General features: G+C 48.8%; 22 protein-coding genes. 15 read left to right on the plus strand and 7 right to left on the minus strand.

Annotation, left to right across the window (positions count from 1 at the left end):
- Positions 1–246: 246 nt before the first annotated feature.
- Both glnA and serC read left to right on the plus strand, forming a co-directional pair.
- On the plus strand, positions 247–1671 hold the full coding sequence (glnA, locus tag A7K91_RS17865) for a type I glutamate--ammonia ligase (protein ID WP_068685140.1): 1425 nt from the start codon (positions 247–249) through the stop codon (positions 1669–1671).
- A gap of 263 nt (positions 1672–1934) precedes the next feature.
- On the plus strand, positions 1935–3020 hold the full coding sequence (serC, locus tag A7K91_RS17870; RefSeq protein WP_068685142.1) for a 3-phosphoserine/phosphohydroxythreonine transaminase: 1086 nt from the start codon (positions 1935–1937) through the stop codon (positions 3018–3020).
- Between the two features lie 74 nt (positions 3021–3094).
- On the opposite strand, the gene A7K91_RS17875 is transcribed toward serC, so the two are convergent.
- Positions 3095–3820, minus strand: coding sequence for a response regulator transcription factor (locus A7K91_RS17875; protein ID WP_068685145.1), 726 nt, complete (start codon positions 3818–3820; stop codon positions 3095–3097).
- A 90-nt stretch (positions 3821–3910) separates the two neighbouring features.
- On the opposite strand from A7K91_RS17875, the gene trmL reads away from it, so the two are divergent.
- From trmL to A7K91_RS17890, 3 genes are all read left to right on the plus strand, one after another.
- Positions 3911–4375, plus strand: a complete 465-nt coding sequence (trmL, locus tag A7K91_RS17880; protein WP_068685147.1) for a tRNA (uridine(34)/cytosine(34)/5-carboxymethylaminomethyluridine(34)-2'-O)-methyltransferase TrmL — start codon at positions 3911–3913, stop codon at positions 4373–4375.
- 123 nt (positions 4376–4498) lie between these two features.
- The gene (locus tag A7K91_RS17885; protein WP_068685148.1) at positions 4499–4747 is read left to right on the plus strand and encodes an AbrB/MazE/SpoVT family DNA-binding domain-containing protein; all 249 of its coding nucleotides are present in this window, start codon (positions 4499–4501) and stop codon (positions 4745–4747) included.
- A 580-nt stretch (positions 4748–5327) separates the two neighbouring features.
- Positions 5328–6524, plus strand: a complete 1197-nt coding sequence (locus A7K91_RS17890) for an aminotransferase-like domain-containing protein (RefSeq protein WP_068685150.1) — start codon at positions 5328–5330, stop codon at positions 6522–6524.
- Here A7K91_RS17890 and A7K91_RS17895 read toward each other — a convergent pair.
- A complete protein-coding gene (locus A7K91_RS17895) occupies positions 6514–7233 on the minus strand; it encodes a DUF2161 family putative PD-(D/E)XK-type phosphodiesterase (protein ID WP_068685152.1) in 720 nt (239 codons plus the stop codon). The genes A7K91_RS17890 and A7K91_RS17895 overlap by 11 nt on opposite strands.
- Positions 7234–7549: 316 nt before the next feature.
- On the opposite strand from A7K91_RS17895, the gene A7K91_RS17900 reads away from it, so the two are divergent.
- From A7K91_RS17900 to A7K91_RS17920, 5 genes are all read left to right on the plus strand, one after another.
- Positions 7550–9445, plus strand: coding sequence for a PrkA family serine protein kinase (locus tag A7K91_RS17900; RefSeq protein WP_068685155.1), 1896 nt, complete (start codon positions 7550–7552; stop codon positions 9443–9445).
- Positions 9446–9694: 249 nt separating this feature from the next.
- The gene (locus A7K91_RS17905; protein ID WP_211274539.1) at positions 9695–11152 is read left to right on the plus strand and encodes a circularly permuted type 2 ATP-grasp protein; all 1458 of its coding nucleotides are present in this window, start codon (positions 9695–9697) and stop codon (positions 11150–11152) included.
- A gap of 16 nt (positions 11153–11168) precedes the next feature.
- Positions 11169–12161, plus strand: a complete 993-nt coding sequence (locus A7K91_RS17910; RefSeq protein ID WP_068685157.1) for an alpha-E domain-containing protein — start codon at positions 11169–11171, stop codon at positions 12159–12161.
- The gene (locus A7K91_RS17915; protein ID WP_068685159.1) at positions 12158–13054 is read left to right on the plus strand and encodes a transglutaminase family protein; all 897 of its coding nucleotides are present in this window, start codon (positions 12158–12160) and stop codon (positions 13052–13054) included. Before A7K91_RS17910 ends, A7K91_RS17915 begins: the two co-directional genes overlap by 4 nt.
- A 65-nt stretch (positions 13055–13119) precedes the next feature.
- Positions 13120–13746, plus strand: a complete 627-nt coding sequence (locus tag A7K91_RS17920; RefSeq protein ID WP_068685161.1) for a YhcN/YlaJ family sporulation lipoprotein — start codon at positions 13120–13122, stop codon at positions 13744–13746.
- 161 nt (positions 13747–13907) lie between these two features.
- Here the strand turns inward: A7K91_RS17920 and A7K91_RS27130 are convergent, their stop codons facing one another.
- The 4 genes from A7K91_RS27130 to A7K91_RS17940 form a co-directional block, all read right to left on the minus strand.
- Positions 13908–14384 carry a WGxxGxxG family protein gene (locus A7K91_RS27130; protein WP_068685163.1) on the minus strand — a complete coding sequence of 159 codons (477 nt, stop codon included), beginning with the start codon at positions 14382–14384 and terminating at the stop codon, positions 13908–13910.
- A 296-nt stretch (positions 14385–14680) separates the two neighbouring features.
- Positions 14681–16201 (minus strand): alpha/beta hydrolase family protein, encoded by a 1521-nt coding sequence (locus A7K91_RS17930; RefSeq protein WP_068685165.1) that lies wholly within the window; start codon positions 16199–16201, stop codon positions 14681–14683.
- A 170-nt stretch (positions 16202–16371) separates the two neighbouring features.
- Complete coding sequence (locus A7K91_RS17935; RefSeq protein ID WP_068685167.1) at positions 16372–17799, minus strand: SpoVR family protein; 1428 nt, start codon at positions 17797–17799, stop codon at positions 16372–16374.
- Between the two features lie 174 nt (positions 17800–17973).
- Entirely contained in the window at positions 17974–18897 is a 924-nt protein-coding gene (locus tag A7K91_RS17940; RefSeq protein ID WP_068685169.1) for a GGDEF domain-containing protein, read from the minus strand.
- A 209-nt stretch (positions 18898–19106) separates the two neighbouring features.
- Here A7K91_RS17940 and A7K91_RS17945 point away from each other — a divergent pair, with 209 nt between their 5' ends.
- The 3 genes from A7K91_RS17945 to A7K91_RS17955 are packed head-to-tail and all read left to right on the plus strand — an operon-like array spanning position 19107 to position 23735.
- Complete coding sequence (locus A7K91_RS17945) at positions 19107–20012, plus strand: ArsR/SmtB family transcription factor (RefSeq protein ID WP_068685171.1); 906 nt, start codon at positions 19107–19109, stop codon at positions 20010–20012.
- Between the two features lie 53 nt (positions 20013–20065).
- On the plus strand, positions 20066–21904 hold the full coding sequence (locus A7K91_RS17950; RefSeq protein ID WP_156739624.1) for an ABC transporter ATP-binding protein: 1839 nt from the start codon (positions 20066–20068) through the stop codon (positions 21902–21904).
- On the plus strand, positions 21897–23735 hold the full coding sequence (locus A7K91_RS17955; protein ID WP_068685175.1) for an ABC transporter ATP-binding protein: 1839 nt from the start codon (positions 21897–21899) through the stop codon (positions 23733–23735). Before A7K91_RS17950 ends, A7K91_RS17955 begins: the two co-directional genes overlap by 8 nt.
- 22 nt (positions 23736–23757) lie before the next feature.
- Here A7K91_RS17955 and glsA read toward each other — a convergent pair whose 3' ends face one another.
- Entirely contained in the window at positions 23758–24714 is a 957-nt protein-coding gene (gene glsA / locus A7K91_RS17960; RefSeq protein ID WP_156739626.1) for a glutaminase A, read from the minus strand.
- 133 nt (positions 24715–24847) lie between these two features.
- Between glsA and A7K91_RS17965 the strand changes: the two genes are divergently transcribed.
- Together A7K91_RS17965 and A7K91_RS17970 are read left to right on the plus strand one after the other, a co-directional pair.
- Positions 24848–25453 carry a hypothetical protein gene (locus A7K91_RS17965; protein WP_068685179.1) on the plus strand — a complete coding sequence of 202 codons (606 nt, stop codon included), beginning with the start codon at positions 24848–24850 and terminating at the stop codon, positions 25451–25453.
- 53 nt (positions 25454–25506) lie between these two features.
- The gene (locus tag A7K91_RS17970; protein WP_068685181.1) at positions 25507–25995 is read left to right on the plus strand and encodes an NUDIX hydrolase; all 489 of its coding nucleotides are present in this window, start codon (positions 25507–25509) and stop codon (positions 25993–25995) included.
- The last annotated feature ends 322 nt before the right edge of the window (positions 25996–26317 follow it).

Consider the following 26317-nt stretch of genomic DNA (forward strand, 5'->3'; position numbering starts at 1 on the left):
TGGAAATCCGGAGGGAATTTTAGAAATGGGATTTTTATATCCATTTTTAGGTATGAATCAGAGAAAATGGCTATTTTTATTAGGTATTAGCCAAACTTGTGAGGCTTCCTAACATTCCAATAAAAAATACCTGACATAGCTATTGACTGCTACATTGCGGAGTTTTATAATAACGACATGGTTCAGCAATTATTGAACGTTCGAGTGCGAAAATCAAGCTAATGTTCGGAAATGGAGGAAATTTAGATGTCAGTTGAAAAGGTTTTAGAACTTATTAAGGAAAACAACATTCAGTTCGTAGATTTCCGTTTTGTGAGCCTCGCCGGTGGCGCTCATCATATCACGTTGCCTGCTACAGAGGTGGACGCTGATACTTTCGTAAACGGCGTAGCTTTTGACGGTTCTTCGATTCCCGGCTTCCGCGGCATTGAAGAGTCCGATATGGTAATGATGCCGGATACAGAATCGGTATTCGTAGACCCTTTCAATAGCCATCCAACAATTAACATCATGTGTGACATCTACACTCCAGACGGACAGCGTTATGATCGTGATCCACGCGGCATTGCGCAAAAAGCAGAAGAGTTTCTGCAAGCAAGCGGCGTAGGCACAGCAGCATTTTTCGCTCCCGAGTCCGAGTTCTTCATTTTCGACGACGTTCGTTATGAAAGCTCGATGAACACTTCCTTCTTCTCGGTTGATTCCGAGGAAGCGGCATGGAATACGGCCCGCAAGGAAGAAGGCGGCAACCTGGGCTTCAAAATCCCTGTAAAAGGCGGTTATGTGCCAGTTGCTCCAGTGGATTCCCAACAAGACATCCGCAGCGAAATGGTTCGCCTCATGCAAGAATCCGGCCTGCGCGTAGAACGTCATCACCATGAGGTGGCGACAGCAGGTCAAGGCGAAATCAACTTCCGCTTCGACACGTTGAAAAAAACAGCCGACAATCTTCTGAAATACAAATATATTATTCATAACGTTGCACGCCAATGGGGCAAAGTGGCAACCTTTATGCCAAAACCGCTGTTTGGCGATAACGGAAGCGGCATGCACGTTCACTCTTCCATCTTTAACGGCGACACTCCTTTGTTCTATGACAAGGATGCTTACGCTAACCTGAGCCCGCTCGCTATGAACTATATCGCGGGTATCCTGTACCATGCGCCTGCGCTGATCGCTTTGACTAACCCAAGCACCAACTCCTTCAAACGTCTGGTTCCAGGCTATGAAGCACCGGTTAACCTGGTATTCTCGAAAGGCAACCGTTCCGCTGCGGTTCGTATTCCAATCGCTGCTGTAACGCCTAAAGGCTGTCGTATCGAGTTCCGTACGCCTGACTCCACCGCTAACCCTTACCTGGCATTTGCAGCTATGCTGCTTGCTGGTCTGGACGGCATCAAGAAAGGTCTTGACCCGGTTGCATTGGGCTATGGTCCTTTCGACAAAAACATTTACGAGCTTCCTGAAGAAGAGAAAAAAGAAATCCGCAGCGTTCCAGGCACTCTGGACGAAGCGCTTGACGCTCTTGAGGCAGACTCTGAATTCCTTACTGAAGGCGGAGTATTCTCCCAGGACTTCATCAACAATTACGTGGCATTCAAACGCCAAGAAGCAAAAGCGGTTAACATTCGTGTTCATCCGCATGAATACAGCCTCTACTTCGGCTGCTAATGGGCAGTTGAACGAGGACATGAAGGCGGGCCTGTATAGGCTCGCCTTTTTCGTAGTTTTTTCATATATACTATCCATGTGAGGTTTAGTGCCCTGTCGATTGAAATGTGTATATCCGAATAATCTATTCATAATATTATAAATTTGTTCGACTTTCAGTGCCTTTTGTGACAAATTCACTTGATACGGCTCCTTAAACTTGCTATCATAGCGATATCATGTACGCAGTGGTGCACTTTATAGAAGGACGGGAGAGAAGGACGATGACCAGAGCTTATAATTTTAATGCAGGACCCGCAGCCATTCCGCTGGAAGTACTGCAGCAAGCCCAGGAGCAATTTGTTGACTACCAGGGAGCAGGCATGTCTATTATGGAAATGTCGCATCGCAGCACTTTTTATGAGCAGGTTAATAATGAAACGCAAGATCTGATGCGCGAGCTGTTCCAAATTCCGGAGAATTATCATGTGCTGCTGCTTCAAGGCGGCGCCAGCACGCAATTTGCGATGCTGCCGATGAATTTGCTGACTCCAGGCAAGGTTGGCGCTTATGTACAAACCGGCGCATGGGCCGACAAGGCGATCAAAGAGGCCAAGGTGATCGGAGAAATGGCTGTTGCCGCTTCGACGGCGTCCGACAGCTTTATGCGCGTGCCGCGCCTTGATGAAATTGTTGTTCCCGAAAATGCGGCTTATCTTCATGTTACATCCAATGAAACAATCGGCGGAACCCAGTTCCATGAATTTCCGGATACAGGCAGCGTGCCGCTGATTTCGGATATGTCCAGCGATATTTTGTCCCGTCCCGTTGATATCGGCAAATTCGGCCTGATTTATGCCGGCGCTCAAAAAAACCTGGGACCTTCCGGTGTAACGGTTGTAATCATTCGCGATGACTTGGCTGCAGACAGCCCTAAGAGCATTCCGGCCATGCTTCGTTACGACACCCATGCCAAAGCCAAGTCGCTTTATAACACGCCACCGTCCTTCTCCGTGTTTATGATGAAGCTTGTGCTGCAATGGATTAAGGGAAAAGGCGGGGTTGCCCAGCTGGATCAGCTGAACCGCGACAAAACGGGTCTGATCTACGATGCGATTGACGGCAGCGGCGGCTTCTACAAGGGCTGCGCTCATACCGACAGCCGTTCCATTATGAACGTAACGTTCCGGATGGCAAACGAAGAGCTGGAGAAGCTATTTGTGAAGCAATCCGAAGCAGAAGGCTTTGTTGGCTTGAAAGGCCATCGCGATGTTGGCGGCTTGCGTGCCTCCACCTACAATGCCGTAACCTTGGAAAGCTGTCAGGCGCTTGCGCAATTTATGAAGGAATTCCAGCAGAAAAACGGATAATAGCCATCAAAAAAACCGCCCCTCCTCTCTTTTACAGAGCAGGAAGGGGCGGTATTCATTGAAGGGCCGCTTTATCAAGCGCGGAATGCCTCAAGGGTTTCGGTCCGGCCTGGCACGTTCAGCTTGTAGCCAACGTTGCGGACTGTCATAATATATTCCGGAGTACGGGCGTTTTGCTCGATTTTGTCTCGCAGATGGCTGATATGCACATCTACGATCCGGGTATCGCCGAGAAAGTGATAATCCCATACGCCATGCAGCAGCTGCTGACGGCTGAGCACCTTCCCTTTGTGTTTGCAGAGAAATAAAAGCAGTTCGAATTCCTTCGGCGTCAAATCCACGGAATTGCCATCAACCAGCACTTCGCGCTGCTGCTCCAGCACCTGCATGCCGCCTATGTCGTATACATTGTCCTCTTGAGCGCCGGGCATGGTCTGAAGCCGGCGGAACAATGCGCCGATCCGCGAGATTAGCTCCTGCGGGCTAAACGGCTTGGTCATATAGTCGTCCGCTCCGTTATCGAGGCCTGCAATTTTGTCGCTGATGTCCTGCAGCGCAGTAAGCATGATGATCGGCACTTCGTTTTTCTGATCCCGCAGCGTGCGGCAGACCTGGATGCCGTTCATTTTGGGCAGCATCAAATCAAGTACAATCAGATCGGGCCGAAACGGCTTGAGCTGGTCAAATACCGCTTCTCCGTCGCCCACACATCTGACGTCGTAACCGGCAAGCTTTAAGTTAAACTCAATCAACATGGCGATAGACGGCTCGTCATCTACAACCAGTACCTTTTTTTTCATCAGCTGCTCTCCTTCGCGCCTTCTTTCTTCCTTATTATGAAGAGATATATTTTGCGCTGGATTAACTGAACGTAAAGGGCGTGTAAAATCGTGTCATTTCACATTGTGCTGGTGGAGCCGGAAATTCCGGCCAACACGGGCAATATTGCAAGAACCTGCGCGGCTACTGGCACTCACCTGCATTTGGTGAGGCCGCTTGGCTTTCAAACCGACGACCGGACGCTTAAGCGTGCCGGACTCGATTATTGGCATGCGGTAAACGTTCATTATCATGATTCCTTCGACGAGGTGCGGGAGCAGTTTTCACAAAACCGCTTTTTCTTTGCCAGCACCCGGGCGAGCAAGGTGTATTCGGAATTTGCATACCAGAATGGCGATTTTTTTGTTTTTGGCAAAGAAACGAAAGGATTGCCGCAGGAGCTAATTGATGCCAACCTGTCCACCTGTATCCGGATGCCCATGACAGATGCGGTCCGTTCGCTCAACCTTTCCAATTCCGCAGCAATTGTTTTGTACGAGGCATTTAGGCAAATTTCTTTTGCCGGTTTGAAGTAATTGTGTGAAAATTACAAATTAATTCGCCGGGAAGGATTTGTGCATTTTTTGTCGAAAGTATAATATCTCATAAGCAAGGTTTCTCAATTGCTGACAATTCCAGACATAAAAGAGGTGAATGTGATGAAACCGGCAGGTGTTGTAAGAAAAGTAGACCAGCTTGGACGTATTGTGCTTCCCAAATCTTTGCGCAAACGATATTTGATGAACGAGGGCGACCCCGTTGAAATATTCGTTCAGGGCGATCACATTATCCTTGAAAGGTACCGTCCCAAATGTGTATTCTGCGGCTCCATGAACGAGGTGCAGGAATTTAAGGAACGTTCCATATGCTCCGAGTGTATGAGCGAGATGGGCTTTCTGAAGCGTTAGAAGGCCGTTCAAAAAATCCGCTTTCCGAATCGGACTTTTTGAACACGATTGTAGAAACAAAACAAAAGAAGCTTCCCGGCTCCAGCATTTGCTGGCCAGGAAGCTTCTTTTGTTTTAAGCCGGTATTACAAGCCGCTTGTTTTGTCGTCATTATAGGAACTGGTCAAAATCGCGGTAAGGAACAATACTAATACGGTCATCACGATCCAGAAATTCATTCCTTAGACACCTCCAATGAGCTATGTACATTATACCCAATTGTGGCGAAAAAGAAAACTTTAAATGTAGCGAACACCTTGATATGATAGTAGGATATATATTGAAAAGGCTTGATGTTCAATGGCTATATAAGTTCAACTTAAAAATCGGCACAAGCAGGGCAGAGTGAGGATGGTTCTGGAGAAGCGAAGCGTTCGCTTGTGTTTCCGGATTTCAACATTTTACTTATAAAATCAGGAAATCTGGAAACAATTGCGATCGGAAGAGCCTTCCTCACGGCGGCCTGTACCCTCAGCCAACTATTTAGTTGAACTTATATAGAAGATGGCAAACAGATAAATGACGGAGAGGGCGAACACATATGGAATACCGATTTTCATCCAGAGTTTCACAGCTTACATCGTCCGCGGTTAGAGATATTCTGAAGCTAACGCAAGGCAAGGATCTGATATCGTTTGCGGGCGGGCTGCCTGCAGAGGAGCTGTTTCCGGTAGATGCCGTCCGTGAGGCTGCGGATCGCGTTTTCCGTGCGGGTCCCGGCGTCCTGCAATATGGGCTGACGGAAGGGTATACGCCATTGCGGGAGCAGCTGTGCGAACGGATGAGCAAGAAAGGCATGGCGGTAACGCCGGATGAAATGTTAATGACAACCGGCTCACAGCAAGCGATATATCAGCTGGTCGGTGTGCTGACGGAGCCGGGGGATACGGTGCTTGTTGAAATGCCAACTTATTTGTCCAGCCTTCAGGTATTTGCTCTTCACGGCGTTCAAACGGCGGCTGTGGAAAGCGACGAGGACGGCATGATTCCGGAATATGCAGAAGAAATGATTAAACGCCATAAGCCTAAACTGCTTTATGCGGTAATGACGTTTGGCAATCCGACGGGGCGCGTATGGAGCGTGGAGCGCCGCAAAGCAATTCTGGATATTTGCCGGAAATACGGCGTATTGATTATCGAAGACGATCCTTATGGAGATATTAAGTTTAATCCGGAGGATTCCATTCCTACTCTATTTTCGCTGGAGGGGAAAGCCCAGGACAGCATTGTTGTTTATACGGGCAGCTTCTCCAAAACCGTTGCACCGGCGCTGCGTACGGGCTGGGCTATGGGCGACAAGCGCATAATGGAGATGGCGGCCAAAACAAAGCAAGCAGCGGATTTGCATTCCAGCACGCTGGACCAGCAAATATTAAGCCAGCTGCTCCAGTTTTTCGATCTGGATGGGCATATTGCCATGATCTCCAGAGAATATGGCAACCGAATGCTGGAGATGCACCGCTTACTTGAGCAGGCGGCTTTGCCGGGCGTCAAATGGCAAAAGGCGCGCGGCGGCATGTTTCTCTGGCTTGAGCTGCCGGATGGACTGGACGCGGAAGCGCTGCTCCGCTGCGCGGTTCAGAAGGGCGTGGCGTTTGTGCCGGGAAGCCCGTTTTATGCGGCCTCCCCAAAACGGAATACCGCTCGCCTGAACTTTACGCATAACACCGGCGAGCGCACGGCTGCGGGGGTTGCCCGCTTTGCGGAAGCGATCGGGGAGTTCACGGCTAGAAGCTGATCCCTGCAGTCCAATCTCCCAGCACATCGCGATATTCCTTGAGGGCTTCTTCCCCTTGCGGCAGCAGGATGTATTTACCGCGTTCAACCCGCTGAAACCAGCCGTAGTAATTGGCCCGCAGCATTTGCCCGCTGTTGCTGAGGCCGGTTGCTGCGGCAATCTCTCTGGGGGCGCTGGGACCTCGCTGCTGAAGCACGTATGCGCACCGGAGGGCTTTCTCGCGATATGCAGTGACCAGCTTGCGCCCGGTGCTGCCGCCGACGTTATAATCGCCGCTGCGCTCCCGGAATTCTGTAAGTAGTCGGTTGCGCTTGCTGGGACGTTTTCCTCTGACAGGAGGATCGCCGGGCTGGCATAACATGTCGATGACGGGAGCTTTTGTTTTGAAAAAAGTTACCGTCATAAGACCAAGGCCAAGCATTCGGCAGAGCTCTGCCAAATCGCCGAAGCGCTGGTTGTGTGCGCCGCTTTTTTTGCGGTTGCGCTCCACAGCCAGCACCACAGTCGCATATAAGCGCATGCGTTCAATCCCTTGCAGCAGCAAGGCGAGATTGAACGTTTTTTTCATTTCAACAATGATGGTTTCTCCATGCTGGGGATGGATTGCAACAAGGTCGCAATGCATCACCTCGCTTTTTACCTCATAACCCATCCCCTCGTAATATTTTTTGATGGGAGCATATAGCTCTTCCTCTTTTGCAACAGCCAATTGTTTTGCTCTCCCTTCCATTATCCTTAAAACAAGGATCAGTGCTTGGCCAGATTCCTAACAATTATTCAGGTAAGGTTGGAATCGGTCTTTAAAGGCGAACACTGTCGTTTCTCCAGAAGCCCTCTGTCCCTCCGCTGCACTCCGTCTCTCTGTCAAACACTGATTATTCATTTACGCTCTTTTTATTATAGCAGGGGCATCAAAATAGTGGTCAATTTCCGGCCCGAATAAGCATAGGTATTTAATACTTCATTAAAAAGTGCAGGTTCCAAACAGAGACAGGGAAAGCGGAAGATGCGGGAGGAGGCACGACATGGATATTTTTAAACGGATAACGCAATATCAGGCGGAAAGTGAAAGGTTGGCATGGAGCGGGAGCTTTAAGGAATATATTCAATTGTTAAAAAACGATCCTTCTCCTGCTATGACTGCTCATTCGCGCGTATACGAAATGATGAAGTCGTATGGAATCGAGGAGAATAACGGCAGGAAGACGTATAAGTTTTTTGAACAGGAAATTTTCGGACTGGATCGTGCGATCGAAAAGCTGGTGGAGGAATATTTCCATTCCTCGGCCCGGAGACTGGATGTGCGGAAGCGGATACTGCTACTGATGGGTCCTGTCAGCGGAGGTAAATCAACTATAGTAACGATGCTTAAAAAAGGGCTTGAGAAATTTTCAAGAACAGATCGCGGCGCCATCTATGCGATCAAAGGCTGCCCGATGCATGAGGAGCCGCTGCATCTCATCCCGCATGAGCTGAGGGCGGAAATCCAGAGGGAGTTGGATGTGCGCATTGAAGGCAATCTTTGCCCTTCCTGCCAAATGCGGCTTACGACGGAATACGGCGGCAATATCGAAAACGTGCAGGTGGAAAGAGTGTTTATCTCCGAGGATAACCGCGTGGGCATAGGAACCTTCAGTCCCTCCGATCCCAAATCGCAGGATATCGCCGATCTGACGGGGAGCATCGACTTTTCCACCATTACGGAGTTTGGCTCTGAATCCGATCCTCGCGCCTATCGCTTCGACGGGGAATTAAACAAGGCGAACCGGGGATTGATGGAGTTTCAGGAAATGCTCAAATGCGACGAAAAATTTCTGTGGAATTTGCTTTCGCTGACGCAAGAGGGCAACTTCAAAGCAGGCAGATTTGCATTAATCAGCGCCGACGAGCTCATCGTAGCCCATACCAATGAATCGGAATATAAGGCTTTTATCAGCAACAAAAAAAATGAGGCGCTCCAATCCCGCATGATCGTAATGCCCATTCCTTATAACCTCAAGGTGTCCGAGGAGGAGAAGATATACGCCAAGCTGATTTCCCAGAGCGATATGAGGCATGTCCATATTGCTCCGCATGCCCTCAGAGCCGCGGCTATTTTCTCTATTTTGACCAGATTGAAGGAAACCAAAAAACAAGGTATGGATTTGGTTAAAAAAATGCGGATGTACGACGGCGAAGAGGTGGAGGGCTTTAAGGAAGCGGATTTGAAAGAAATGCAAAACGAATATATAGAAGAAGGCATGTCCGGCATCGATCCCCGGTATGTCATCAACCGCATATCCAGCGCGCTAATTAAAGGCGATATGCAGTGCATCAATGCTCTGGATGTGCTTAGGGCGCTCAAGGACGGTCTGGATCAGCATCCCTCCATTACAAAGGATGAGCGGGAGCGGTATCTGAATTTTATCTCTATTGCCCGCAAGGAATACGATACGCTCGCCAAAAAAGAAATTCAGAAGGCGTTTGTATATTCCTTTGAGGAATCCGCGCGCACCCTGTTTGAAAATTATCTGGATAATATCGAAGCCTATTGCAACTGGCTCAAAATCAAGGACCCTCTTACGGGAGAGGAGATGGACCCGGATGAGCGGCTTATGCGCTCCATCGAGGAGCAAATAGGCATATCCGAAAATGCCAAAAAGGCATTCCGTGAAGAAATTTTGATTCGGATATCCACCTATTCCCGTAAAAATAAAAAGTTTGATTTTACAAGCCATGAGCGGCTAAGGGAAGCAGTGGAGAAAAAGCTGTTTGCCGATCTTAAAGATATTGTCAAAATTACGACGTCCACCAAAACGCCGGATGAAAGCCAGCTTAAGCGAATTAACGAAGTAACCAAGCGATTGATTGATGAACATCTGTATTGCCCGGTCTGTGCCAATGAGCTTCTAAGATATGTAGGCAGTTTGCTGAACCGGTAGCGGCCATTTCATCCAGCAGAGGAACTCGATTGCCGAGTTCCTCTTTTTTGATGTTAAATAAGTTGACACAAAAATTGGAATCTTGTATGATAATCCTAACAATAGATGAGGTTTTATTGCTTAATGTTAGGTTTTGAAACATTTGAATGACATAATTTGAGCGGATATGGAGGGTGAGACAGGCTAAAAGCAGATGTTCACCAGGTTAACCCATCAGGTCATCAGGCCATCAAGAAGGAGGCGGTTGTGTTGTCGACGGCCAAAAAATCGCAAGCTCAATTTTACGATGCGCAAACATTTTATGACGAAATGTACGACAAAGACTCCTCCGTTCGCCCTCATTATGGAGCCATTCACCGCTTGTTCGGAGCAATGAAGCCAGCCGAGCTTGCCTTGAGGCAGCAAGCCATCAATCAAAGGATGCTGGAGGAGGGCATTACCTTTACGCTCTACAGTGAATCGCAAAGGGAGCCGCTGGAGCGGACCATCCCCTTTGATTTTATTCCGCGCGTCATTCCAAAGCATGAATGGGAGTTGATCGAACGGGGGGTCAAGCAGAGAATAAAAGCGCTCAACGCTTTTATCCATGATATCTATCATAAAGGAAGCATTGTGACCGACGGCGTTATCCCGCGGCGGATGATTGTTTCCAATACGTATTTTCGCCCGGAGATGGCGGGGCTGGATGTTCCTGGCGGAGTCTATATTACCGCCTCCGGCATCGATCTGATTCGGGATGAAAAGGGACGTTACTTCGTGCTGGAGGACAATCTCCGTTCCCCGTCGGGATTTTCGTATCTGTTCAAGGGCAGAACGCTGATGAGCGAATTGTTCCATGATTTGTATCTGGCCAGCTCCGTGCAAAGCATTGACCGCAGCCTGAACTGTTTTTTAAGCTCGCTTCGCAGTCTCGCCCCTAACGGAAAAAGCGATCCGCTTATTGTGCTGCTGACGCCCGGCGCTTACAATTCGGCATATTACGAACACACCTTTCTGGCCCAGCAGATGGGCATTCACCTGGTAGAGGGACGCGATCTTGTTTATAAGGATCACAAAATCTATCTGCGCGATTTGAGGGGCTTGCGTCAGGTAGACGTTATTTATAGGCGCATTGATGATCATTTTCTGGATCCGTTGTCCTTTCACCCCGATTCCTTGCTCGGCGTCCCGGGCTTGATGAACGCGTACCGTGCAGGAAACGTAGCGATTGCCAATGCTCCCGGAACAGGCGTGGCAGATGATAAAGCGGTATATGCCTATGTGCCGGATATGATCCGGTATTATTTGAAGGAAGAGCCGATTCTTCATAATGTGCCAACCTATATTTTGACGCGTAAGGAAGAAAGAGACTACGTGCTGGAGCATCTTTCCGAGCTGGTGGTCAAGGAAACCTCATTGTCCGGCGGATACGGCATGCTGATTGGTCCCAGCGCCAGCCCTAAGGAAATTGCGGCTTTTGCGGAAGCGATAAGGCGGGAGCCCTCCCGTTATATTGCGCAAACCACCATGAAGCTCTCACAGGCGCCCGTCATGATGGATGGAGCCATGTCTCCAAGACATATCGATCTTAGAGCGTTTGCCCTGATGGGCAATGAAAGTCATGTTATACCCGGCGGCTTGACACGAGTGGCGATGCAGAAGGGTTCATTGGTCGTCAATTCGTCGCAGGGCGGCGGCGTGAAGGATACCTGGGTGCTTAACCGATGAATGAGGAGGTTTTTTTATGCTCAATCGGAATGCGGAGGCTTTATTCTGGATCGGAAGATATATGGAGCGTGCTGAAAATCATGCCAGACTGATCGACGTTCATTATCATATGCAAATGGATCAGGATGCTTTGATTGATCAACTGGCTGGCGGCGAGCCGGAGGAGCATTATTCCAAGTGGCATCGGATTGTGGATGCGTTAGGGAGCCGGGATGCCTATGAACGGGGATATGGGGCGTATACGGAACAGGATGTGCTGCATTACACGACGCTGGACCGGGACAACGATAATTCGCTCGTATCCTGCGTCAGCCATGCCCGGGCCAATGTGCGAACGCTTCGCGAAAAGCTGCCTAGCGAGCTGTGGGACACAAGCAATGCCTTTTACCTGTGGCTCCGTGAGAAGCAGCCCGATGAAATGATGAGGGAGTCTCCGCATTTATTTTATGGCAGAATCAAGGAATGGACGGCCCAGTTTCAAGGATTAAGCCAATCCGTTATGCCGAGGGAAAATGAATGGCATTTTATTGAATGCGGGCGTTATCTGGAGCGCGGCGAAAATACGCTTCGTATTATTCGTTCCGCCATGCTGACCGCCTCTCATGAAGGCTGGAGCAATGCCGACGCGTATCCCTATCTGCAGGCCGTGCTTAAATCAGTTAGCGGCTATCAGGCTTTTCGCCGCTACTATGCCGACGGACTTTCCGTCCATGCGATTCTTGAATTTGTTCTGCTGAGCAGCGTATTCCCGCGGTCGCTTCAATTTGCTCTTTACATGCTGGACGATCATATGCGCTCCATAGAATTGCAGGATCGCGCGCTTCGGGTGGAGCATGACCGGATTTTGCGGCAGGTAGGCAAAATGAGAGCGGATTTGGCTTGTGTGGAGCGAGACGATCTAGCCATTGATTCCGAAGGAGCCATCGTTATCCACTTGCTTCAATCGTTTCAGCAGCTAGGCGCTATTTTTGCCAAAACCTTTTTTCGCATGGGGGAGGCCAGCGCATGAAGCTGCATATTACTCATGTGACGCAATACGAATATCAAGGCAATGTGACGGACAGTGTCAATGAAATCCGGCTGACGCCAAGCACGAATGAACGGCAATCCTGCTATCAGCAGTCGATCAGCATTGAGCCTAACGCTTCGTTGTTCAGCTATGAGGACTATTTTGGCAATCGGGTTCATTCCTTCTCCGTCAATATCCCCCATAAAAAGCTGGCGATCAAAACAGACATGACCGTTGTGACCAAAGGAGCCCGGAGCGAGGAGGAGCGAACGCAATATTTGAACCGATGCTCCATGGAGGACTCCTGGAAATGGCTAAAAAGCGAGGAAGCGGGAGACCGCTACGCGGAATTTCTGCTTGAAACGGAGTACACCTCCATTACTCCCGAGGTCAAACAGTTTGCCGAAAGCGTTCAGGTGATGCCTCCAGGCGCCGAAGGAAGCTCCTGCGTGCTGGATTGGCTCGGCGGACTCAGCGGATTGATCCGGGAGCAATTTCAATATGATCCGGAGGCAACCACTGTCAAAACGACAACTTCGGAGATGTTTCAAAGCCAACGAGGCGTTTGTCAGGATTTTGCCCATCTTATGATTGCTTCCGCGCGAGCGGCCGGCATTCCGGCAAGATATGTGAGCGGCTATCATTTTGTCGGCGATCTGCAGGGGGGCAATGCTGACTTCCTGCAAGCATCCCATGCATGGGTAGAGGCATACGTACCATCGCTTGGCTGGTGCAGCTTCGACCCCACCAACGCGGACCCCGTCGGCGAGCGGTATGTAAAGCTTGGTCACGGCAGGGACTACAAGGATATTGTGCCCGTCAAAGGCGTTTACCGGGGCACGGGAGAGCAGCGGCTAAGCGTGGTTGTTGATGTGCAAAAGCTGGAGGAATAGGGGGAAAAGATGTATTAAACTATGCATCTCTGTACATGTTAATTCATATACGGAGGTGCAGTAATATGAAGCGGAGTATAAAATTGGTAGTTGATTTGAGCGTGCTGGGGCTACTTGCTATAACAGCCGCTGGATGCGGGGATACTGGCAACAACTATGGAGGCAATTATGAATCCTTGGAAAATGGCCGTGGAAGCCATTATGTTTCACCCGAATCATTAAATGAGCTTGGCGATCGAGCCCCTCTAACCTATCGTAATAATGGTACACCGAAGGCTTTGAATGAGGGTCAGCCAGGCTTGAATGACAATCAGCAGCCTTTAGGAAGCGGCATGTATAATGGAATGGATGCCGGCACCAGAGTAACGCCAAGCCAACTGGCCGCCATTGCGGAGAACGTACCTTTTGTTGAATCTGCGGTTGTGCTGATGACGGATTCCGATGTTGCGGTTGGCATTACGCTTCAGCAAAACGGAAACCGCCGTATCGTTGAAAAGCAGGTAATTTCTGCCCTGCATGCGCAATATGGCGAATATAACTATCATGTAACCGCTGATGCTCAGCTATACCGGATTATCCAAACTGGCGATCAGGCAGCTCTGGATTCTGGCGATCATATACGAATATCGGCCTTAAACGGAACAATGAACGAGTTGATTGACGATATTGCAAAAACTCAGATCAGACGATAAGATCAAGATTATTTTTAATAAGGACCGACCGAGAACAATCGATCCAATACAAAGATTAAAATGATTCATCAAATCCTCCAAACCTGCCTTCAGTGGCGGCGGCTTGGAGGATTTGTTGTTTTACTTCATATGCCTTTAAGCATAATCATCAAAACTGAGATTTAGGCACGGTCGCGGTCGCGGCTTCTCATGCCGGCCAAACCGATCAAGCCCAAAAGGCCAAGCCAGCCCCAGTTGAAGTTCCGGTTTGTAGCCGTAGTTGTTGTCGTTGCCGCATTGGTGCGGTAACGGCCGTTATTCATTGTAGCGGCGCGATTGGTATTTGCATATCCATCGGTGCCAAAGGTGCGGTTCATGCCATTTTCAACATAGTTCATAGTGCGATTCATGCCATTTTCCACTCGGTTCATGCCGCGATTCATGCCGTTTTCTACACGGTTCATGCCGCGATTCATGTCATATTCAGCCCTGTTCATCATATTGCCGTCGGTGGAGGCGCGGTTGTAGTTGGCCGCGTTATCCATTTGCGAAACATTAGCGGTCAAAGCGTCTGCGCCATCATGTGCGCTGGCTGCCGGCAGCGCAATGGCGAAGGTGAAGCAAGTCATAATAATGGCAAGCAATCCTGCTTTTTTCATCGTTTAGCAAACTCCCTTTCATGTTGTAATGAGCTTTCCGGCTTAGTTTGACCCTAATAGCGCTGTGTATGCATGTAATCCTATCCAGCAGCCACGCCTAGCCACGCTTAATGAAACTGCAAAATCAGACTAGTCTACCGTCGCTGATGTTAAATAAAAACACCTCCTCGTTTGGAGAAGTGAAGGCGTTGAGCAATCACAGGCCAAACGGAAGAGGTGTTTTTTTCATATTAACGCGGAAGTGCAATTTTCTGGTTGTTATTTTTTTCTGGTTGTTATTTTTTTCTGGTTGTTATTTAAGGAAGATGCGCATCAGCAAATAATGGCGTTCCGAATTTTACTTCCGGATAATCGCTGGAAGGACCCTCAATCAGCCTACCGCCTTTGTTTTTTAAATGGTTATTGAAAAAATCCAATGTATACGCGTTTATGATGGAGGTGGCGCGTGCTGGAGAGATCTGCCCGGTTAAGCCTATAAACCGAAATAGCGGAGTGATCAACTGCAAATCAGCAAAGTTATAATGCTCTGTATTTTCGACGTAAACAATTTGTCCGCCACGTCTGGCCGTATTCACAAAATGCTGAACCTCCGCCTTCACTTCCTTGAACGCCTTTTCAAATTCATCACGCTCAATGTTACCCATCTCTTTTAACTCTTCATCTGTATAAATGTAATCCCGTCGGGCGTTATCGTAAGTGTTGAAGCTTTGCTCCGTCATCATGAACATAAATGGCGTGGACGAGGCAGCCTGATCATACCGGAATAACGAGCCATCAAGGTTAATACCTGCTTTGATGCGGGAATCGTAGGTAGCGTCATATGCTGCCGCCCCGCCGAACGAATGTCCGAAAACACCGACTTGCTCAAGATCCATTCTGCCATGCAGCTTGCTCGGGAATTCACCCGTATTCATTCGCTCAAGCTGATCAAGCGTAAAAAGAATATCATCCGTCCAAGCTTGGCCAACCATTTCGCGATAGTCCTTGTCGATGAACTGTTCTTCGTAGGTCCGCAATGTGGTCAAGGTGCCGTCGGGAAATACGGTACCGAACGTGCTGTATGTATGATCGATGGAAGCAACGATGTATCCGTGGCTAGCCAGATTTTCGGCTTGGGATGTCTGGTATATTTTCGATGTACCGAAACCATGATTTAGCAGCACTAGCGGGAAGGTCTCGTTAGAATAGGCAGCTTCGGCATTTTCGTAGGCATGGGTTGGTATTTGCTTCATATAGCTCATAAACATTTTGGGAAGGCCAAGCATGGACGACAGAGGCTCCACTTTCAATAATTGATCGGCATCCGGCATTAATGGATAAGGTTTTCCGCTTGTATGCTGCGCGGGGTAAAAGAGCTGGACCATCAGTTCCCGCTTTCCGCCCGGCGTTTCATCGAATCGTTCTTCCCGATCATGATCAACAAAATGAAAGGTTTGGGTACCAATCAGGAAGTCTCCCGTTGGCTCAGGCAGCTTGAATACAGGGAATAGATATAGAAGCGTCCCCGTCACTGCGAGTAAAATCGCAATTAAGCTGTATCCCGAAACCATCCGTCTTTTATGTACCGAGCGAGAAGGCGTCTGCTCTTTTGATGTCTGCTTCACACAGTAATAAGTGGAGATAACAACCATAACGAGCGTGTAGCCATATGGAAAAAGAAGCTGCATTCTCAAGCTTTCTATTAACATGTGGACGATTAACAGCAGAGCGCTCGTTCCGCTTGCGACAAGCAACAGCTTGTATTTTCCTCTCCCCCAAATTGAAGCCGCAAGCAATCCGACGTTTGATAAAAGAAGCAGCAGTTCAAACAGTCTCAATGTTCATTCCCTCATTTCTGTACGCGATTCATGATAAAATATCGGGCTGCCGATTGATATCATTACCGATTGCTTTCATTATAAGAAGCGAAGATGAACTGTTTGTGAACTGTGTTAAAGCTCGAAAAAATGCACCCACACTGGAATGGTCCAGGGGGTGCAGCTTAAAATCACAAAAACTTCCGGCTAACCTTTTTCCCGTCGTAAACAAATACCAACGGTTTATCTTCAACTATAGTCTCCAGATAAACGTTTTTCCCCCACAGCCGGTAAACGTAAGGCAGCGTCCGTTCCACATATCTCAAGTCCAGCTCCACGCCTTCAAATTGATGAAATAAATATAAATCCCCATTGCGAAGGTAATCGCCGTCCTTGACGACCAGATAAGGAAAACCGCCGTTTACGCGTGAGTAGGCAAGCTGGTCCCGTATGTTTTCCCATGTTTTATCGGTTATTTTCCATTCCGGCCCCTTTTTTTCGAAAATGTATAAATCCAGCTCCTCCACCAGTTCCTTCGTCAAGTAATTGCGGATAAAGGAGATGTCGGCGTCATGCTCGCGCACCTCGAACATTTTTTCTCTGCCGCTGCCAGGCTTGCGTCCCCATCGCTCGATTTCTTCCTGAGTGGGATTATCCCATCGTTTTTCAATATCCTCGAATATTTTGAGGCCAAGATAATAGGGATTAAGCGAATGGCGCGAGGGTTGAACAACGGATGAATTCAGCTTGGCATATTCCACCGTTTCCTCTGAGGTCAAATCGAGCTCCCGCATAATTCGCTGGTGAAAAAAGCTGGCCCAGCCCTCGTTCATTATTTTTGTCTCGATCTGCGCCCAGAAATAAAGCATTTCATCACGAAGCATGGTCAAAATATCGCGCTGCCAAGGCTCCAATACGGTGGAATATTCCTCTATAAACCACATGATGTCCTTTTCAGGGCGGGGCGGGAACGAAACAGGAGTTTCCCCGGGCTGCTCCTCTTCGCTTGGCTCCAGCGACCACAAGTCGTCATAAGGCGTTGCGAGGGTTTCCGATTTTGCAGGTGAACGCTTTTTCATGGACGTAATATAATCGTCCTTCGACATTCGGTAAGGCTTGACGATGGAAGGGTCCACATGCTCCTGAATGGCCAGAACGGCATCTATGAACTCCTCTACTTCAAGCGTGCCGTGTACCATTTCATATTCGCGAATGCGTTCAGCGGTTGCGGTCATGCTTTCGACCATATTCCGGTTTGTTTTGGAGAAACGGGCGTTGTTTTTGAAAAAGTCGCAATGGGCAAGGACGTGGGCAACGATCAGCTTGTTCTGGACAAGGGAATTGCTGTCGAGCAGAAAGGCGTAGCAGGGATCGGAATTGATAACAAGCTCATAAATTTTGCTTAGTCCAAAATCATATTGCATCTTCATCTTATTAAAGGTTTTGCCAAAGCTCCAATGGCTGAAGCGCGTGGGCATGCCGTAGGCTCCGAATGTATAAATAATATCGGATGGACAAATTTCATAACGCATAGAATAAAAATCAAGACCAAGACCCTTCGCGATTTCTGTAATTTCGGCAATGGCGTATTCCAGCTTTTTCAAATCCGTGGATGACATTTGGATTCCTCCGATTCATATCCGGTTCTCGATTTGACACTAGACGTGTTCAAAAAGTCCACTCCTCGGTATTGAGAAAATGAATGACTCATACCATATGTATGTACGAGGGGAGAGGGATATGAAGCGGCGAAGCCAATTTGATGCGTCCTGATTCTGATCTTAATTCTGAACTTAATCTCTGCCTTTGCGCTTGGCGGCGTACATGTCCTGATCCGCCAGGGCAATCAGCTCCTCCAGGGAAAGGCTTCCTCCGGGATGAAACCGGCTGCCTGCGCTAATGCTTACCTTCACTTCAATTTGACCAATAACAAAAGGCTCCTCCATTGCCGCCAAAATTTTATTCGTAATGAGAAGCAGCGTATCCGCATGATCCAGATGAGGGAGCAAAATTAAAAATTCATCGCCGCCGTACCGGATTGGCACATCGCTTTTTCGCAAATTGCAGCGAAGCCGTTCTGCGACCTGAACCAGCAGCGAATCGCCGGCCTCATGCCCGTAGCGGTCATTCATATCCTTAAATCGATCCAGATCAACAAACAGCACGCTGTACTGCGGGACTGCGGCATTTTGCTTTAAATAGGAGAGATAGCGCCGATTAAACAGTCCTGTCAGGCTATCCGTCAAGCTGGCGGCTTCAAGGTCGGCATTATACGCCATTAGCAATGCAATGTTGCTTAAAGCCGTCTTGATTTCCGGCTTCAGAGAAATTGGAGAAGAATGGATAAGGCATAACCCCGGATAATGAGGACTTTTTTCATCAGGCAGCGCTGACAAATAAAGAAGAGAACGGTTGTTTAAGGATTCAGCAAGGGAGGTCGTGCCCATCCAGTCTTTTTCATTCACCCGGTCAATCGTGATACAGCCTGCTGAAGCCATTCTGCCTGCTGCTGCCAGACATGGAGTAAGGGGAGCGCGAAAGAAAGGCAAAAAGGAGCGTGCGGCAAGCCAATGCTCCCGATTATTGACAGCGGCAATAACAAAATAACCCGTCTCCTGGCGGCGGCATACAGCAAGCGAGTCGATATCGGCCAAGGCATTAGCAATTTGAAGCACAGCCGAAGCAGCCTCTCCGGGGGAATGGATAGTTGGGTACAAAGAGATCATCTCCCTAAATAGAGGTTGTTTACTTCCTTGAACAGCATGGGACATGCTCCCTTAGTATTCCGATTTTTAGGGGAATTAGACTGTGCGGCGGAGAAAGGCGGGCTGTTGACTATATTTCCAATCATCAATACTATAGAACTACCAAGTTATGAAAATCTTGTGAAGAAGGAATTTGCCGCAGTGCGGGAAGGATGAACGGAATGATTGAAGCAGGCACCGACCGCAAATGGCTGCCATTATATGAGGCGCTGGCGAGTGATGTAAGGCTTTCTATTATAGAGCATTTGGCGGAGCAGCCCATGAATGTTAAAGATATCGCAACCGCGCTTGGCTTGAGCAGCGCCATCGTTACAATGCATGTCCGCAAGCTGGAGACGGCTGGACTCGTTGAAACAAAAATGGTCCGCAAGGATGGGGGCACTCACAAAATGTGTACGCTAGCGGAGCAATCCATCAGCATTCAGCTGCCTCGAAAAACGGATAACAGCCTCAAATATCATGAGACGTTCGTTCCCATCGGCCACTACTCGGAATGCGAGGTGCATCCTACGTGCGGGATCGCAACAGCGGTCCGAATGATCGGCCAGTTTGACGATCCCCGCTATTTTATGGAACCGCAGCGCATGCATGCCGGCATTTTATGGTTTGGCCACGGTTATCTGGACTACAAGCTTCCTAATTACTTATTGCCGGGACAACGGCCGCGCATGGTGGAAATTACGCTGGAGCTAGGCTCGGAGGCGCCCGGCTTTCGGGAGCATTGGCCCTCCGACATCAGCTTTGAGCTTAACGGCAAGCCGCTTGGCATCTGGACCAGTCCCGGAGATTATGGGAGTCAGCGGGGACGTTATTCGCCGGACTGGTGGCCGGAGTTTGTTAATCAATACGGGCTGCTCAAGCTGATTTCGGTTCAGGAGGACGGCACCTTTATTGACGGCCAAAAGATTTCGGATTGTACGATCGGTAATATCGAGCTTGATCGCAATCTGTGGAGCTTTCGGATCGGCGTTAAGGCCGATGCGGTTCACAGAGGAGGGCTGACGCTTTACGGCAACGGCTTCGGCAACTATAGCCAGGACATTAAGTTTAAGGTTTATTACGATTAAAGAGGTTGTTCACCTATTAAAAGCATAGCTGGTTAAGGGGAGGGGCTGTTGGTTTGCGAGTGATGTTCTCTTATTTGTCCAAATACCGTGCAGCGGCCTTTGTGGCCATTCTGCTTATGTTTTTTGAGCTTATTGTAGAGCTGCTCCAGCCGTATTTGATCGCCAAAATCATCGATGAAGGCATTGTCCCTAATCGAAGCGACGTTGTAATGTTTTGGGGCGGCTTAATGCTGGCATGCTCCTTGATCGCGTTTGTTATTGGAATTTTGAGCTCCTTCTATGCGGCGCACGTTAGCCAAAGCTTTGGGTTTGATTTACGGCAGTCGCTTTATAGTAAGGTTCAGGATTTTACCTTCCCCCAATTCGGAAGATTTCAGGTCTCATCCTTAATTACGCGGCTCACCAACGATGTCCAGCAGCTGCAAAATACGGTGTTTATGGGGCTGCGCGTTATGCTTCGGGCTCCGCTGTTCGTATTTGGCAGCGTTATCATGTCGCTTCTCGTCAACCCGTCGGTGGCTCTGTGGTTTATAATCGGCTTGCCTTTTCTTTGCCTTTTTTTAGCCTGGGTATTGAAGCGGGGCGAATCTCTGTTCAGTGCGGTGCAAAGCCGTCTGGATAAGGTGAATGGCGTCATTCAGCAAAATTTGATCGGCATGCGCCTTATCCGCGTATTTGTTCGCATGCGGCATGAAGGCGCAAAATTTGATCAGGCAAGCGGCGAATTGACGAATAGGACGATTGTGGCGCTAAGATTTACGGAACTGACAATGCCGATTATTTTGCTGGTGATGAATACCTGCATCATCCTGGTGTTATGGTTTGGCAAAATTGGCGTCGATGCCGGCGCGGCTTCCATGGGCGAAATTGTCGCTATCGTCAATTATGCAACGCGAACGACAGGCGCGTTATCGCTAATGTCCATGATCGTTGTAGCTTTTTCCAGAGGGCGCGCGTCGGCGCAGCGCATTTCGGAGGTGGAGCTTGCTGCAAACGATACGGAACAGGATGCAAGCAAAGCCGCTGATCATTCAAGCGACGAAGCCGCGAGCAATGCAGCTAAGGCAAGCGGGGACATCAGCGCAAACAGTCAAAATAGAGAAGCTAGAGCAAATAACGAAAACGACTATGGCACAACGCGTCCTTTAAAGGGAGCGGTGGAATTCCGGCAAGTTGGCTTCCGTTATCCGGATTCCGATGTCAATGTGCTCAGCGATATCTCCTTTTCGGCTCGCGCCGGGGAAACTCTGGCAATTATGGGTTCTACGGGCTCAGGTAAAACCTCGTTGCTTGGGCTGATTCCTCGTCTTTATGAAGCCGATGAAGGAGCAGTGCTGGTTGACGGGATCGACAATAGGAAAATGGAGCTGGAGACGCTTCGCCGTCAGATCGGATATGTGCCGCAGGAGATCATGCTGTTCTCAGGAACGGTGGCCGAAAATATTTCGTGGGGCAAAAGGGACGCTTCCCTGGATGAAATCAAGGATGCCGCCAAGCGTGCGCAAATTCACGAAACCATTATGAAGCTGCCTCTGCAATACGATACCGTCATTGGCCAAAAGGGCGTCAACCTCTCCGGCGGCCAGAAGCAGCGCTTGTCCATTGCCCGGGCTTTGGTGCGCAAACCTGCCATTCTTTTGCTTGACGATTGCACCAGCGCGCTGGATGTTAGGACAGAGTCGGCCCTGCTGGCCGAGCTTAAGGATTTGTCATGCACAATCCTGCTCGTTACGCAGAAAATAAGCTCAACTGCCAATGCCGATACTATTTTGCTTATGGATGACGGTAGACTTCTGGCAAGCGGCAGTCATCATGAATTGATGCAAAATTCGCTGTTGTACCAGCGTATTTACGAGTCTCAATACGGAAAGGCGGGTGTAGGGAATGCTTGAAAAGCTCAAGGAGCCGTTTAGCTACCCCGTCCCTGTCGGGGCCAAAGCAGACTCCAGCAATGCGGCGGGCAAAAAACGACAGGCCAAAGCGAGCGATATGGGCGGCACCATAAAGCGGATTTGGGGCTATTTGCTCCAGCATCGCGTTCGTTTGAGTCTGGTAGCTGTGCTTATTGTCGTTAGCTCGGGTCTTTCATTGCTGGGGCCTTATTTGGCAGGCGTGGCTATCGACCGGTTTATTGATGGAGGAGAGAGCGGATTCGGTGTTTTTTTATTTGCCATGGGTGCGGTATACGCCATTCATTCCCTCACCGTCTGGTTTCAGAGCATCTGGATGATTGCTATTTCCCAACGGGTTGTGCTGCAGATGAGGACGGAGCTGTTTGCTCGCCTGCATCGTCTTCCAATTCCCTTTTTTGGAAAGCGTCAGCAAGGAGAGCTTATGAGCCGCGCCACCAACGATATTGAAAATGTGAGCGCAACGCTGAACAGCTCGCTCATCCAGGTGTTTTCCAGTATTTTGCTGCTGGTTGGCATTGTTGTAGTGATGTTTATGCTAAGCCCTCTTTTGACCCTGATTACGTTTGCGGTAGTGCCTCTGATGTTTTTTGGCATGAAGTGGATCACAAACCGCACAAGCCGTTTGTTCAAGGCGCAGCAGCGGAATATCGGAGATTTGAACGGATTTGTGGAGGAAACGTTGTCGGGACAAGGCATTATTAAAGCATTTTCCCGGGAAAACGAGGTAAAAACGCAATTTGGCGTATTTAATAAACGAATCCATCAATCCGGGTTTTGGGCGCAAGCTATTTCCGGCTTTATTCCGAAGCTGATGAACGGCCTGAACAACTTCAGCTTTGCGCTGATTGCAGGTGCCGGCTCCTTGCTGGTCCTTAATGGAAATTCTGCTGTAACAGTAGGAACGATTGTTATTTTTGCGGAATATTCCAGACAATTTACGCGCCCGCTAAATGATCTGGCCAACCAGTGGAATACGCTGCTCTCCGCTGTGGCGGGAGCTGAACGCGTTTTTCAGATTATGGATGAAGAGGCGGAGGACAAGGATGAGGCAGGTTCATCTGAAATCCGGCATGTGACCGGAAAGGTAGAGTTTCGGCAGGTGTCCTTTAGCTATGATAGGGGAAGGCCAACATTAAGTAATGTCAGCTTTGAAGCGTCGCCGGGTGAAATTGTTGCATTTGTGGGACCTACGGGGGCAGGGAAAACAACTCTCATTCAGCTGCTATGCCGCTTCTATGAACCGGACTCCGGGCAAATTCTGCTGGATGGCGCCAACATAGCCACGATTAAACGAGAAAGCCTTAGATCCCATATGGCGTTTGTGCTTCAGGACCCCTTTCTGTTCGAAGGCACAATCCGCGAAAATATCCGGTACGGAAAGCTGGACGCAACGGACGAGGAAGTTATTGAGGCGGCAAAGCTTGCAAACGCCCATTCTTTTATTGTCAGGATGAAGGGCGGGTATGATGCGAGGCTTAAGCTGGACGGCGCTGGAATAAGCCAGGGGCAAAAGCAGCTGCTTGCGATTGCCAGGGCTATTCTGGCAGAACCGTCGGTTCTTGTGCTGGACGAAGCGACCAGCAGTATCGATACGGTTACCGAAATTAAAATCCAGGAGGCTTTACAGCGCTTGATGCAGGGGAGAACAAGCTTTGTCATTGCCCATCGTCTTAATACGATTACTCAAGCGGACCGGATTGTTGTTTTGCAGGACGGCTCCGTGAGCGAACAAGGCACTCACGAGGAGCTGCTGAGAAAGGGCGGCTTCTACAGCACCCTCGTGAAGGGGCGTCATATTGACCCCGAATAAAGACTCCTTAAATAACAGGGTTCTAAAACAAGCTCCAGTTCATTTCTTTGGACAAGGTTTCAAGCAGGCGGACGCCTGCGCTGCTGTTTCCTTTAGGGTTGAGGGCGGGGCCAAAAACACCGATGCCATATTTGCCCGGTACAAGGGTAAGAATGCCGCCCGCAACACCGCTTTTTGCAGGCAGCCCCACTTGAATGGCAAACTGCCCCGACGCATTGTACATGCCGCAGGTGATCATAAAGGTTTTGGCGATTTGGACATAGCGCCGGGGGATAAGGGCTGCGCCCGTAACGGGATCGCGACCGCCCGATGCCAGCACAAGCGCCATGCGCGCCAAGTCGCTGCAGGTGGCATTAATGGAGCAATGCTTGAAATAAACCTCCAGAACCTCATCGACGGGACAAGCCAGCACCCCTTTGTCCTTCAGAAAATACGCCATGGAGCGGTTCAAATCCGCTGAAGCCGATTCGGTGCGATAAACGTCGTTATCGAAGTCCAGCTTGTTGTTGCCGGCCAGCAAACGGAAAAATTGAAGCGTTCTTTCCGATTTCTCCGCAGGGCCGCTTCCGTTTATCAAGGATGAAATGACGATAGCTCCCGCATTGATCATAGGGTTAAAAGGAATGCTGGGCTGTACAAGCTCAAGCTTGAGCATGGAGTTAAATTGATCGCCCGTCGGCTCCATGCCTACTTTGTCAAAAACGGCTTCTTCGCCCCTGTCCATTAATGCCAGCAGCAAGGTGAATACTTTGGAAATGCTTTGCATGGTGAAGGCTACGCCGCAATCTCCGGCTGACAGGGAGCGCCCGGACGCATCAATAATGTGGATGCCGAGATGATTCCCCGAAGCTTTGGATAGCTCCGGAATATAGGAGGCTACTTTTCCATCCCGGCAAAAACGCCGGTTTTCCTGGAGCCACAAGGGAAGCTTTTCCCGGAGGCGGTTAAATTCATGGTCGATTACTTCGGCATTGGACATGGCGTTCATTCTCCTTTTAGAGCAGCCTCTTTTAGCATTTTTTTAAGGATGGAACTTGTTTATACTTTACACTTTATACCAATGTGTATGTCGGATCAATTAGCCGGAACGCTGGAAAATCAGGGGGATATTTATGAAGCGTTTTATTGATGAACCTCCTTACAGGTATAATTATTATTCTGTATTGAGACGAGGAGAACCCATTGACGTTAAATGCCCGCGCTGCGGCGGCCATGCTTGCATAACGGCAGGGGAAAACGATGTGGAATGGAGATGCTTTAGCTGTTATGCGAAGGAAGTAAAGGAGCCCCTCTACCAATACCGTGCAAAACAAAATTGCAACCTGTGCCAACGCTGGTTTAACGTCGAGGTAACGGATAAAAAGAAAATTTCTCATAGCCACACTCATGTGGAGTGTCCGCATTGCGGCAGCGTTAATCAGTGCAGGCTGCAGCGCAGCGAGGCATACAGAGGGTACTACGGGGATATCCGGAACGGACGAGATCCATTGTTTGGCATGGAGCTGTATTTCTCCGACTATGTGCGAGGCAAGGCAATATGGGCGCTTAACCGTTCGCATCTGGATTACTTAATCGCCTATATTTCGGCAGACTTGCGGGTCAGAGCCGGCCAGGCTCCTCTTAAGACGGCAAGCCATTATTTGCCCTCCTACATGAAGCTTGCCAAAAATCGGGCCGTGATGATTAAGACATTAACCAAGCTGCAATTTAAAAGGTAAGAGCTTTGTATGGCTATAAAAGTTTGATAAAAACCCTATTAGGAGGTCTTTAAATGACGTTCCCGACACATATTGTATCGGCAGGAGGAATTGTAGAGGATGGAAGTGGAAATATTCTTTTGGTAAAGGCTAAAGATGATGGCTGGGTATTTCCTGGTGGAATTATTGAAGTGGGCGAAAACCTGATGAATGGCGTCATCCGCGAAATAAAAGAGGAAAGCGGAATTGATACGACTGTAAGCCATTTGATTAACATTGTTTCTAATACAGGATTACATAAATGGTATGATGGCGTGACGGATGTGCCTACGAAGATCATGTTTGATTTTGTGTGTAAGGCTGAAGGAGGCGAGTTAACTACCTCTGATGAAACAAGCGACTCTCGTTGGGTTCCAAAGGACGGGGTCTTGGAGCTCCTTACTCTACCATTCATTCGAATTCGCTATGAAGGATATTTAAATTTTAACGGCTCTGTAAATTATATGGAGTATACGACTCCGATACCTTCAGAATGCCATGTCAAGGTTCAAAGGCATGTATGATTGATAGTCTTTTATTTAAAAATAATAAGGTTTTTCAAAAAAAGATCTTGACGGTTAGTTATAGCCCATGGTATATTCTATTTCCGGCCAATAAATAACCGCTGAAGCAAAACGGCTTTAAACTTCCTTTTAAAAAAGGACTTGCACCTTGGCGGTGAATATGGTAGGATAACAAACGTTGTGAAAATATTGTTCTTTGAAAACTGAACAACGAGTGAAACTGCCCTGTTTAATCTCCTTAAGAAGCAGCAATGCTTCGAGGGATCAAATGGATAAAGCAACACGTAATGAGCAAGTCAAACACTTTTATGGAGAGTTTGAT

This window comes from Paenibacillus oryzae (assembly GCF_001675045.1).
Taxonomy (GTDB): Bacteria; Bacillota; Bacilli; order Paenibacillales; family Paenibacillaceae; genus Pristimantibacillus; species Pristimantibacillus oryzae.

Bases quoted from the DNA above. Each gene is read 5' to 3' on its own strand.
- glnA (WP_068685140.1), top strand. From the start codon at position 247: ATGTCAGTTGAAAAGGTTTTAGAACTTATTAAGGAAAACAACATTCAG.
- serC (WP_068685142.1), top strand. From the start codon at position 1,935: ATGACCAGAGCTTATAATTTTAATGCAGGACCCGCAGCCATTCCGCTG.
- A7K91_RS17875 (WP_068685145.1), bottom strand. From the start codon at position 3,820: ATGAAAAAAAAGGTACTGGTTGTAGATGACGAGCCGTCTATCGCCATG.
- A7K91_RS17885 (WP_068685148.1), top strand. From the start codon at position 4,499: ATGAAACCGGCAGGTGTTGTAAGAAAAGTAGACCAGCTTGGACGTATT.
- A7K91_RS17890 (WP_068685150.1), top strand. From the start codon at position 5,328: ATGGAATACCGATTTTCATCCAGAGTTTCACAGCTTACATCGTCCGCG.
- A7K91_RS17900 (WP_068685155.1), top strand. From the start codon at position 7,550: ATGGATATTTTTAAACGGATAACGCAATATCAGGCGGAAAGTGAAAGG.
- A7K91_RS17910 (WP_068685157.1), top strand. From the start codon at position 11,169: ATGCTCAATCGGAATGCGGAGGCTTTATTCTGGATCGGAAGATATATG.
- A7K91_RS17915 (WP_068685159.1), top strand. From the start codon at position 12,158: ATGAAGCTGCATATTACTCATGTGACGCAATACGAATATCAAGGCAAT.
- A7K91_RS17920 (WP_068685161.1), top strand. From the start codon at position 13,120: ATGAAGCGGAGTATAAAATTGGTAGTTGATTTGAGCGTGCTGGGGCTA.
- A7K91_RS27130 (WP_068685163.1), bottom strand. From the start codon at position 14,384: ATGAAAAAAGCAGGATTGCTTGCCATTATTATGACTTGCTTCACCTTC.
- A7K91_RS17935 (WP_068685167.1), bottom strand. From the start codon at position 17,799: ATGTCATCCACGGATTTGAAAAAGCTGGAATACGCCATTGCCGAAATT.
- A7K91_RS17945 (WP_068685171.1), top strand. From the start codon at position 19,107: ATGATTGAAGCAGGCACCGACCGCAAATGGCTGCCATTATATGAGGCG.
- A7K91_RS17955 (WP_068685175.1), top strand. From the start codon at position 21,897: ATGCTTGAAAAGCTCAAGGAGCCGTTTAGCTACCCCGTCCCTGTCGGG.
- glsA (WP_156739626.1), bottom strand. From the start codon at position 24,714: ATGTCCAATGCCGAAGTAATCGACCATGAATTTAACCGCCTCCGGGAA.
- A7K91_RS17965 (WP_068685179.1), top strand. From the start codon at position 24,848: ATGAAGCGTTTTATTGATGAACCTCCTTACAGGTATAATTATTATTCT.
- A7K91_RS17970 (WP_068685181.1), top strand. From the start codon at position 25,507: ATGACGTTCCCGACACATATTGTATCGGCAGGAGGAATTGTAGAGGAT.